The 11,456-nt window shown below is 40.1% G+C and carries 8 protein-coding genes; 7 read left to right on the top strand and 1 reads right to left on the bottom strand.

Annotated elements, in window-relative coordinates; translation table 11 throughout:
- Positions 1-33 precede the first annotated feature (33 nt).
- The 3 genes from QUB37_RS03275 (at position 34) to QUB37_RS03265 (ending at position 5,759) form a co-directional block, all read left to right on the top strand.
- Positions 34-987 (top strand): GDP-mannose 4,6-dehydratase, encoded by a 954-nt coding sequence (locus QUB37_RS03275; protein WP_333159058.1) that lies wholly within the window; start codon positions 34-36, stop codon positions 985-987.
- 464 nt (positions 988-1,451) lie between these two features.
- Positions 1,452-2,447, top strand: a complete 996-nt coding sequence (locus QUB37_RS03270) for an STELLO glycosyltransferase family protein (RefSeq protein WP_333159056.1) — start codon at positions 1,452-1,454, stop codon at positions 2,445-2,447.
- 84 nt (positions 2,448-2,531) lie between these two features.
- Positions 2,532-5,759 carry a tetratricopeptide repeat protein gene (locus QUB37_RS03265; RefSeq protein WP_333159054.1) on the top strand — a complete coding sequence of 1,076 codons (3,228 nt, stop codon included), beginning with the start codon at positions 2,532-2,534 and terminating at the stop codon, positions 5,757-5,759.
- 180 nt (positions 5,760-5,939) lie between these two features.
- On the opposite strand, the gene QUB37_RS03260 is transcribed toward QUB37_RS03265, so the two are convergent.
- Positions 5,940-6,626 (bottom strand): methyltransferase domain-containing protein, encoded by a 687-nt coding sequence (locus tag QUB37_RS03260; RefSeq protein ID WP_333159052.1) that lies wholly within the window; start codon positions 6,624-6,626, stop codon positions 5,940-5,942.
- 333 nt (positions 6,627-6,959) lie between these two features.
- Here QUB37_RS03260 and QUB37_RS03255 point away from each other — a divergent pair, with 333 nt between their 5' ends.
- From QUB37_RS03255 to QUB37_RS03240, 4 genes are all read left to right on the top strand, one after another.
- The gene (locus tag QUB37_RS03255; protein ID WP_333159050.1) at positions 6,960-7,661 is read left to right on the top strand and encodes a methyltransferase domain-containing protein; all 702 of its coding nucleotides are present in this window, start codon (positions 6,960-6,962) and stop codon (positions 7,659-7,661) included.
- Positions 7,662-7,670: 9 nt separating this feature from the next.
- Complete coding sequence (locus tag QUB37_RS03250) at positions 7,671-8,384, top strand: formyltransferase family protein (RefSeq protein ID WP_333159048.1); 714 nt, start codon at positions 7,671-7,673, stop codon at positions 8,382-8,384.
- On the top strand, positions 8,384-9,568 hold the full coding sequence (locus QUB37_RS03245) for a DegT/DnrJ/EryC1/StrS family aminotransferase (RefSeq protein ID WP_333159045.1): 1,185 nt from the start codon (positions 8,384-8,386) through the stop codon (positions 9,566-9,568). The genes QUB37_RS03250 and QUB37_RS03245 overlap by 1 nt, the downstream gene beginning before the upstream one ends.
- 157 nt (positions 9,569-9,725) lie before the next feature.
- Positions 9,726-11,456 (top strand): glycosyltransferase (locus tag QUB37_RS03240; RefSeq protein ID WP_333159044.1); only part of this gene is annotated, 1,731 nt, incomplete at its 3' end.

Below are 11,456 nucleotides of genomic sequence, written 5' to 3'. Positions count from 1 at the left end.
CAGCTACGGTGTAGTTTTGCAAAAAAATCTGATATGAAAAAAGCGCTAATTTGTGGTGTATCAGGTCAAGACGGAACTTATTTAGCTAAACTTTTGCTCGATCGAGGTTATGAAGTTTGTGGCACCTCCAGGGACGCCCAAATGTCTAGTTTCGGAAACCTGGCCCGTTTGGGCATCCGAGACAGAGTAAAACTAGAATCCATGTCTCTCAACGATTTTCGCAGCGTTTTGCAAGTGCTTGCTAAAATAGAGCCAGATGAGGTGTACAATCTAGCAGGTCAAAGTTCCGTCGGTCTGTCTTTTGAACAACCCGTAGAAACCCTCGAAAGCATTGCCACAGGCACATTGAATCTCTTAGAAGCAATTCGGTTTACAGGCGGAAAAATCAAACTTTACAACGCCAGTTCTAGCGAATGTTTTGGGGATACTGGAGGCAGTGCAGCGGATGAAAATACGCCCTTTCGCCCCAGAAGTCCCTACGCCGTGGCAAAAGCAACGGCATTTTGGGAAGTAGCTAATTATCGGGAAGCGTACAATTTGTTTGCGTGTTCTGGTATTTTGTTCAATCACGAGTCGCCGCTGCGACCGGAGAGGTTCGTCACCCAAAAAATTGTATCTGTTGTGTGCCGAATTGCTGCGGGTAGTTCCGAAAAACTGCATTTGGGAAATATTTCAGTGCAGCGGGACTGGGGTTGGGCGCCGGAATATGTGGAGGCGATGTATTTGATGTTGCAGCAGGAAGAACCGGACGATTATGTAATTGCAACGGGTGTAAGCTATCCTTTGGAGGAGTTTGTGCAGACAGCGTTTGTTGCTGCGGGTTTGGATTGGCGGGAACATTTGGTAACGGATGCGAGTCTCTACAGACCGACGGAGATTGCAGTTGGGAATGGAAATCCGGGTAAGGCAAAAGAAAAATTGGGCTGGGAGGCGAAGTATAAGATGCCCGATGTGGTGCGGATGATGGTGGAGGCAAGGATGGTTTGAGGGAAAAGTATGGGGTGAAAATATCGAGGCAGGATATCGAACAGCTAATGATTGGTATAAAGCAAATCGCCTCAGTAAAAAAAAAATCGAGGCGAGTGGATAGCTTATAATCATCAAGGTGTGATTAGTCGCGAGGGCGATTATCGAAAGATGAAGGACGGGATTCCGGCTGATACACCTAAATTTGGTTAGGCGTTTGATCGTATATATGAAAGCGAATTTGTTGAGGTTGTTATGTTATATCCTGTCAGTTTGATATAAAATTAAACCAGGCTGGGGATAGCATTCTTTTTAAGTAGTGAAAAGTTACTGCACAAGAAAGGTACAATTTGTTTGCCTTTGCTGGTATTTTGTGATAAAGTTCAGGCCGGAAGCAGACTATAAGATACAGCAGGTGGTGCGGATGATAGTCTAGGCGAGGATGGGTAATGTTTGATTTCTATAAAATTTTTGAGGTTTAATCCGTGAAATCATTAGTTATAACAACAATTCATAAACCAACTGCTGCTCTGTTTAAATACAGAGATGTTTTGCTAGATTTAGGGTGGAAAATTATTGTAGTTGGGGATAAAAAAACTCCTAGAGATTTTGACTTGCCGGGGGCGGAATACTTTAATGTAGAGCAACAATGCGAAGACTTTGGCGAGCTAGCTTCTCTGATTCCTATGAATCATTACTCCCGCAAGAATTTAGGATACTTGTATGCTATGCGTATGGGTACAGAAGCGATCGCGGAAACAGACGACGACAATATTCCCTATGATGACAAGTATCCCAATTTCCTCCCTTCCCTGGTTAAGACTCCAGCGGTAAACGTTAAAGGTGCTGTTAATGTCTATTCTTACTTTACCAGTAAAAAAATATGGCCCAGAGGCTTGCCACTTGACAAAGTTAATAGTTTTGTGGATGAGAAGCTGGCAACAGAAAAAGAGGTTACTTGTTACGTCCAGCAAGGACTAGCAGACTTAGACCCCGATGTAGACGCTATTTATCGTTTGACGGTTGGTGATGAAAATATCAAGTTTGAACCGCATAAGAAGTTGTCACTGTCGCCCGGGTGTTATAGTCCTTTCAATACGCAGAATACTTTATTTTACAAGCAAGCTTTTCCTCTGATGCTGCTGCCTATTGGTGTGAGCAGTCGTGTTACCGATATCTGGAAAAGCTATATTGCTCAGAGACTTTTATGGTGCATAGACTCCAGTGTTCTATTTCTCTCACCTTCAGTGTACCAGTTGAGAAATGAACACAACCTGATGAAAGATTTTAGTGAGGAAATTCCTTTGTATACTCAGGTTCACAATTTAATTGACTTACTGGAAAATTTTACAAGTGATACTAGCGATGCTTGCGAGTTAATGAAAGAGATGTATTTTTACCTCAATAAGAATAACTTTTTAGGCGAGATAGAGGTTCGTCTGTGTGAGCTGTGGATTGAGGAAGTCAAAAAATATTGGTAGCAAATTTTTCTCAAGCATAGTAACTGTAATAAATTGATAATTTATTACGTGGAATAGTAAAAGCGCAATAAATATTTAGGAGCAATGATGAAGAACCAAAATTTTGAGTCTTACTACGAATTAGGAGAGAATTTGGCAAAGGAGGGTGACTTGGATGGGGCAATTGCTTGTTATCACAGAGTTATTGCCCTAAATCCAGACTCGCCATCAAAATGCTTTTTAGATAATTTGGAAGCGATAAATTTTCTGCGAATTAATGCCAAAGAATTAGGTATTTTACCCGGAAACAACGTTGAGGAAACCAGTGAAGGGTATGTAAGCTTGGAGGGCAATCAAGGCTTTGTGTTTTACGGGCCGTATATAGACATTCCCGATGGGTTGTACCGCGTTAGGGTTGGATTCAGTTTCCCAGAGAACAGTTTAGAGATGACTGAGAAACAAGACTGCGATCGCAGTTTCAAATTTGATGTGGTCTCTCCTTGTCCTTATGTTTTGTATGAAGCCAAGGTTGATAGCCATCAAACCTCTCTTGAATTTTACTTGGACTTTATTGAAGGTCACAGAACAGAATTTCGTTTCTTTTCCACCGGATCAGCATTTTCAGTAAGCTGTATTGAAATGACTCTTGTCTATCAACCAAAACCTCACACCGATGCTGCTTTTTTATACTACTTTCATTTGGGTTGCCTCCTGCAATTAAAAAATCAACGGGAGAAGGCAAATCAGGCGTACAGTCGTGCTTTTGAATATTCGCCAATAGGAACACTAATTGATGGTTTAATAACTGACCAATATGCTTTAAATCTTCCACCAGTAGCTGAAGAAGCTTACTTGAGTTTAGGTGTGCTTTTAGAACAGCAAGAGAGGTGGGAAGAAGCGATCGCTTGCTACCGCAAGGTTTTGGAAATTACTCCCAACCACGCCAGTGCGAGCTATAAATTATCAATTATTTTAGCAGCGCAAGGTCAGTTAGATGAAGCTATAGCCTGTTTCCAAAAAGCCCAGAAGCAACCCAGCGAGGCAGAAATTTATGAAAAGATTTGGAATGGTTTGAATCAACTGACTCCTTTCCACGGGACAGATATAGATATTCAAGCTGAAATTAGACTCGAAGATGCCTGCACATACTTCAGTCAGACAAGCAAATATACCGTCATGAAAATGGTATCTTTAACTGACTTGAATGAATCACAAAAGACGATTCTTGAAGATGCGAATTTTTCCTTAGCCCACTTGGAATTAATCAAACAAGACTCTCTAGCTTTAGAAAAGATCTATATAAATCACTTTCAAGAATTTAAAGGTATAAACCTCGCCCAAAAAACCATTAAACAGTCCAATTTTACATGGGATGTAATTAAACCGACTAACGATTTTCAGCAAAGCATAGTAGAAACAGGTTATATTTATTCAGTTTGCCCGTTTACAGGTAGGGTACTTAGGAGTAATCGTTCATTTTATCTCCAACATGATCCTAGTGTACCGATATTAATTTATCAGTTTCAAAGCACAGAAATATTTTACCTGATTGTGGGAACTTGGAGCGGTTGCAAGATAGGTATTTATTTCCCAAGATTAGATATAGTAATCAACTTGTCTAATGAATGGAGTATCTGGCTGAGTTCTGAAAAAATTATTAATGAATTTAAGGCTCATGCTGTTAGTTATTGGCGGTCATTCCAATCTTACGTATCAAATGAAGAAACAAAAGAAGTGGTCGCTGTTGTAGGGAATGTCTCCAACTTAGGTCACTATTTCTGGAATCAAATCAGCGGACTTTATTATCTATATGAAAATGATCTCTTGCACAAAATCGATAAATTTTTAATAGGAGCTAATGAATACTTTGAACTCGCTTCGCTTTTCCCTGAAATTCCGCCCGAAAAGATTGTTCGCTTATCCGAAAACAACAGTTTTTTTAGATCTATATTAGACAATAACTATTTCGCTGTCCAAGTAACGGACTCCTTGATTAAGGAGGATTTAGCTGCCAGAATTCAGACCGCTGCTGTCAATAAGTGCAGTCAGTCATTTTTGCAAACTGTAGAAGCAGCTAAGAAACATTTTCCGCTGCTATGGATTAATCTTCGCAGCCATAATAAGGCTTGGATATCCCAAGTAGAAGGATATGCAAATATCATCACAAAAATATTTGACGATTATCCAGATATGGCAGTTGTCTTTGATGGTTTTTCCACAGAGAAACCCTATATGGAGCAAATACAGGCTCTAATTTCTCCTAATGTTAAGGTATACAATGCGCTTGAATGTCCTCTCCACGAAACAATTGTCTGGGCTGGTACGGTAGATACATACATAGCTGTTATTGGTTCTGGATTAACGTTGGTAACTTGGATCGCTAACAAGCCTGGAGTAGCCCACTCGGATCGTGGACATTATTCGCAGTTGATTTTTTGGTTTGAGGTGCGTGAAAACTCTGTAGATCCAGTATTAGTGCCTGTTGATTCTATTATTGATGTCACTACTGGGGGGGGATGGGAAAATTATGATTGTGATTGGAAAGTAATTTATGATGAGGTTATTAAAATAGTGAAAGATTTGGACAAATCGCAGGAACAGCCACAGCTAATTGAGAACGAGTTAATCCAAAATGACTTAATTCAATCACAACTTGAACCAGTCACCAATCAGCAGGAATATCTAAGATTAGATCTAGGCTGCGGTGGCAACAAAAAACCGGGAACAATTGGATTAGATTACTGTTATGTTCCGGGCGTTGTTGACCACGTACTTAATATACAGACTGATATATTGCCCTTCCCCGATCGCAGTGTTGAATACGTTCACTCATCACATACCTTAGAACATTTGACTGACCCGATACATCTATTCCAAGAAGTTAGTCGTGTTTGCATTGACGGTGCTAAATTAGAGTTCTGGACACCCTATGTTTGGCATAACTCAGCATTTATTTACGGACATACAAATTACTACCAAGAGGATAACTATATGCACCTTTGCGTTTGGTTTGCAAACTTGTGGTCGGTGTCGCTTGGTGCTAGGTGGTATCTCAAGGAAATTGTATATGTTGTTCCCCCCCATATATTAATCGAACTGTACAACCAGAAGATTCAGCTTGAATTTGCAATTCGATATTATAAAGGTATTGTCCAAGAGTTTGCTGCTATTATCGAAGTTCGCCATGAGGACAAAGAGCAAACGATTTATCCTCAACGCAGCTTTGCTACTAGCCGCCAGGGTCAGCGGTACTTGCTGCCGTCAGTTTCTGAAATAGTTGAACAACAAGAACTCCTCGAAGCAATCAATTGGTTTTCCGCTCCCTCAAGTTGAAAGTTGAGGCTGACAGTTAATTGCACCCCCCATTGCAATTATTTTCGGGATGAGTCAGGATATATTGTGGGAACGAGTTCTATTTTTTATGCTGGTTTTGGCATTGCCTTGCTTTTGAAACAGCAGTTGTCAATTAGTTATTGACAATTGCTGCTCATCCAAAACAAGTTCATATTACTATTATTTTCCTTTAACAGTTTTTCGGAGAATCATAATCATTTCCCCAGAGTTTTCTTGGAATAGTTCTATTTCAAAACTCGAAGATAGGTTTTGTTGACAGTATGCGAGCATTTCAGGGAAAGTCTCTGATGTCCAGACGTGAAAATGAATGCTGTAATCTATGTCAAGTAGAAGCTGCATCCGCGCAGCCACCTGTTCTTCAGGAGTTTTGTCAACTAGCCTGACATATTCCTCGTAATGACCTAGCTTAGACCATTCCGGCCCTTCTTTGTAGTCCCGAATTAGGTGGTCGAGGGAAGTGAGGGGTCGATCGATGTCAAATGTATAGCGTTTGTCTGGTACGCCCATATACACAAGTCCTCCCGGTTTAATAACTCTCAAAAAGTTTTCCAGGGCGCCGATCGGATTTTGACAGTGTTCTATCATGTGATTGGCGATCGCAAAATCCCAAGAGTTGTCAGCTATGGATGACAGAGTTTCACCATTATCTACAATGTCCGCTTCTACTAGATTAACCGTCGCTAACTCTGGGTACTGCTTCCTTAAATCGCTTACAGACATTCTATCAACGTAATGAACCTTCACGCTGTCTGGAACTTGCAAAGGAGCATGAAGGGCTCCTACTTCTATTCCCTCGCCTTTTAGGTATTGAAAAGCAATGTCTTTCCGTACTTGTTGAAAATCCATAGTGAATTTCTCTCCTTAAAAATTTGCTCAATCTCGATATAGTTTAATTTGGGCTTTGGGTCAAGGGCACGGGGGTTGGGTGCGATCGACCTTTCTAGTTTACCCGATCGCGCGTGTTGCTGGCTCGATTGAGTTAGAACGTCTTCGTTTGTTTTTGGGGTAATATCTATTGTTAAGCTCGATGGCTTAGGGCTTGGGGGCGATCGCCCATCTATAATAACTGGTGCGTGCGGGAACATCCTCAGAGGGCTGAAGTCTGATATCCTTGGCAAGGCAACGGCTTGAGTGCATTGGGGGCGATCGGGCAAAACTTACCCTATGTAGTAGAATGGGGTGCAAAAGCGCTATCAGGGGTTGGCTACCACGACTATGGATCAAAAAAAGTTACAAGATATTCAAGAGGATTTGGAGAGATCGCGATCTTATTTACAACAAGTAAAATCAGGATTACAATTTATTCATAAAATAAATCAAATTTTTCCAGATATATTGATTGGGTATAAACTACACATAGGATGTGGTCAAGTTAAACTGGTCGGATGGATAAATATAGATGAGAGCCTTCATCCTGGCATTACTGACCTACAATTAGACATTACCAAAGGACTGCCTTATGATGATGATTCTTGTAGTTTAATTCACCACGAACACTTTTTAGAGCATCTATCAGCAGAAGCAGGTTTAAGCTTTCTTAAAGAATGTTACCGGTTGCTTAAATCAGGAGGTGTAATGCGGATAGCGATGCCATCCTTGGATCTGATAATTGAAAAGTGTTACTTAGGCAACTGGAAAGATCAAGATTGGTTAAAATGGTCGGAGTATCAATTTATTAAAACGCGCGCCGAGATGCTTAATATTTATTTTCGGTGGTGGGGACATCAGTGGTTGTACGATCGAGAGGAATTACATCGCAGGTTGCAGGAAGCAGGCTTTACTATAATTAGAGATGTTGAGTGGGGAAATAGCGACATACCCGAATTGAGGAACCTAGAAACTCGTAAAGACTCTTTACTCATCTGTGAGGCAGAAAAATAATTAACTGTTATGACAAAAGTTGACTTGTATTTAGGAGGCGATTTAGGTATATGGACATTACAAAATGTATCAACTGAATTTATCGCCCGAGTATTTACCACAGATGAGGCGATCGCCAATATAGCCGTTAGTTATAATCTAGGAGTAGAAACATCTAATCCTAATTTAATGGATTTTCAGCCATCAGAAATAGGATTTTCTGTACACTATCCTGTGATCTTTAAATCAGAAATTATCTCCAAATATTCAAAAATTTACAATCTTCACCCAGGTTATTTACCTTGGGGACGAGGATATTATCCTATATTTTGGGCTTTATGGGAAGAAACCCCCGCAGGTGCAACTTTACATGAAATTAATACAGGTATAGATGAAGGCCCAATAGTTGCTCAAACTCAGGTTGAATATTTTCCTATTGACACAGGAGGTAGTTTGTTTGAAAGAGTTAGAAAAGCTGAAAAAGATTTATTTTTAGAAAATTACCAAAAAATTGTTAATGGTGAAGATATTCCTGCTTATCCTCAGTCAGAAGGGGGTAGCTATCATACAAAAAAAGAGTTTTTCAATTTCAAACAAAACGCTAACTGGGAATCGATGAACGGTCGAGATTTGATTAAGCTAATTCGTTGTTTAACTTTTCCTCGATACACGGGACTAGAAATTAATCTAGGTAGCAAAAAGTTTGAATTACATTTAGAATTATTATCAAGGGCCAGAAATTAATGCAATTAGAAGACTTAGCCATATTTGGCGGTAAGCCAGCATTTAACGAGCCACTCCATGTGGGAAGGCCCAACATCGGCGATCGCGCCTCCCTGCTCAAACGCATCAATGATATGCTAGACAGGAGATGGCTAACCAACAACGGCCCTTATGTGCAAGAATTAGAAGAGCGAATCAGTAGCTTGCTAGGGGTAAAGCACTGTATCGCTACCTGTAACGGGACAGTAGCGCTAGAACTTGCCATTAGAGCAGCAGGGCTTTCTGGTGAGGTGATTGTACCTTCCTTCACGTTCATCGCGACACCTCACGCCCTACAATGGCAAGAAATCACGCCCGTTTTTTGCGATGTACACCGTCGCACCCACACCCTCAACCCTTGGCGCGTAGAGGAAATGGTTACGCCACGCACCAGTGGTATTATAGGAGTTCATGTATGGGGGCAACCTTGTGATGTAGAAGCCTTAACCGACATTGCTCAGAAACACAACCTCAAGTTGATGTTTGACGCTTCCCATGCTTTTGGTTGCTCATACAAAGGACAGATGATTGGTAACTTTGGTGAGGCGGAAGTCTTCAGTTTCCATGCTACCAAATTTTTCAATACTTTCGAGGGCGGCGCGATCGTCACCAATAACGACGAACTAGCTGTTAAAATACGTTTGATGAAAAACTTTGGTTTTGCTGGTTATGATAATGTTGTTTACATCGGCACTAATGGTAAAATGAGCGAAGTCTCGGCTGCAATGGGATTAACATCCCTGGAGAGTCTTGATGACTTTATCTCTATCAATTATGCCAATTACCAGCAGTATCAGCATGAACTAGCTGGCATTCCTGGCATTTCCTTGTTTACTTACGGAGAAAGAGAAAGATGTAATTATCAATACATTGTACTAGAGGTTGATGAGTCTGTGACTCAAGTTACTCGTGACCAACTAATAAATATTCTCTTTGCGGAGAATGTGCTTGCTCGTCGCTACTTCTATCCTGGCTGCCATCGTATGGAACCTTATCGCTCTTACTTTCCCCATGCAGGATTATTACTGCCAGAAACAGATAAACTGGTGCAACGGGTGTTGCTGCTGCCTACAGGTATCGCAGTGGGGTTAGGGGAAATTAGCCAAATTTGTGATATGCTCCGGTTAGTCGTTGCACGGGGTGAACAAGTTAGAGGAAAATTATAAAATTCGCCTCTTTCTCGATTAGTTAAATTAGGAGAGCTAAGTATCTGAACGTATTGATAATAATCAATGCTGTTAAATTAGTCTCATTTTAATTTAGAAGAAAATATCCCTCTAAATTATCGGTATACAATTTTATAATTTTAAAGGTAGAGAACTTATGCCAAAAGTATCAGTTGTGATGGCTTCCTATAACCATGAGAAGTATGTAGCAGAAACAATTAAAAGTGTTTTAAGTCAGACATATCAAGACTTTGAATTTATAATTACTGATGATGGTTCGCCAGATGGAACTGTAGAGGTTATCAAAAAGTTTGCCGATTCGCGAATTAAACTATTTTGTTTTTCAAAGAATCATGGCGCTTGTACGGCGATGAATAATTGTATAAAAGAGGCAAAAGGTGAATACATAGCAGTAATCAACTCTGATGATGCGTGGATGCCTGATAAACTGGAAAAACAGGTTAAATTTTTAGAGGAACATCCAGAAAAAGGGGCTGTTTTTAGCTATGCCGAAATTATAGATGAAGAAGGGAAAAACATTCCGGAAGAAAGCCCTTCTTACACCAAAGTATTTATACAACCTAATAGAACTAGATTTGAGTGGTTAAGCCATTTCTTTTTTAAGGGAAACTGCTTGTGTCATCCCACTATTTTAATTCGCAAGCATTGTTATGATGAAATCGGCTTGTATGACGAGCGATTTGCTCAGTTGCCAGATTTTGATTTTTGGATACGGCTCTGTACTAGATATGAGATTTATATTATATCACAAAAAACAATAAAGTTTCGTATTCTTCAAGAACAAAAAAATGTTAGTTCTCGCACTCCTCAAAATATGAGCAGGCATTTTTTGGAATATGTCCAGATATTAAGGAACTATTTAAATCCTGAAATTTTAGATAATTTAGTCAAAATTTTTGACATTACAACCCATGTAGAAAAAATTGGAATTGCCATAAAGCTCGGTGAAGTAGAAAGGGAAATAGCACCATTCTTTATAGCTATGTTAGCCCAACAAGCTATATATCCAGCTCATAAATATTTCAGTTTTGATATCTTGTATCACTTTTATGCGAATAAAGAGTTGGCTAACAAATTGAAGGAACAATATTGTTTTGACTTTAATAGCTTGACTAATTTGGCGAAACAACAAGATATTTTTGGGATAGTAGCATTAGATCAAAGCAACCTAGAATTGCAAAATTTACGAGGTGAACTACAAGAGACAAAAAACGAATTAAATCAGTGTCAGACTCAAAAGAATGAACTTAATACTGTTTACTTAGAACTTCAAATAGTCTTAGAGCAGTCTGAAAGTCAATTGCATCAGACTCAGACGCAGTTAGAGCAGTCTGAAAGTCAATTGCATCAGACTCAGACTCAGTTAGAGCAGTCTGAAAGTCAATTGCATCAGACTCAGACGCAGTTAGAGCAGTCTGAAAGTCAATTGCATCAGACTCAGACGCAGTTAGAGCAGTCTGAAAGTCAATTACATCAGATTCAGGCGCAGTTAGAGGAATCGGAAAGTCAATTGCATCAGATTCAGACGCAGTTAGAGGAATCTGAAAGTCAATTGCATCAGATTCAGACGCAGTTAGATCAGTCTGAAAGTCAATTGCATCAGAGTAGAGGGGAGTTGAAGCGAGTACAGTCTCAACTATACCAAGCTCAGGTGGAGTTGGATCAATCCCAGGCTCAATTGCACCAAACAGACACAGTATTGCAACAATCCCAGGCTCAATTGCACCAAACAGAGGCAGTATTGCAACAATCACAGGCTCAATTAGCCCAAACTCACCAGCAATGGGAGGAATCACAGGCTCAATTAGCCCAAACTCACCAGCAATGGGAGGAATCACAGGCTCAATTAGCCCAAACTCACCAGCAA

Source organism: Microcoleus sp. AT3-A2 (assembly GCF_036705685.1).
Taxonomy (GTDB): Bacteria; Cyanobacteriota; Cyanobacteriia; order Cyanobacteriales; family Microcoleaceae; genus Microcoleus.
This window is presented reverse-complemented; position numbering and strand designations above follow the sequence as displayed.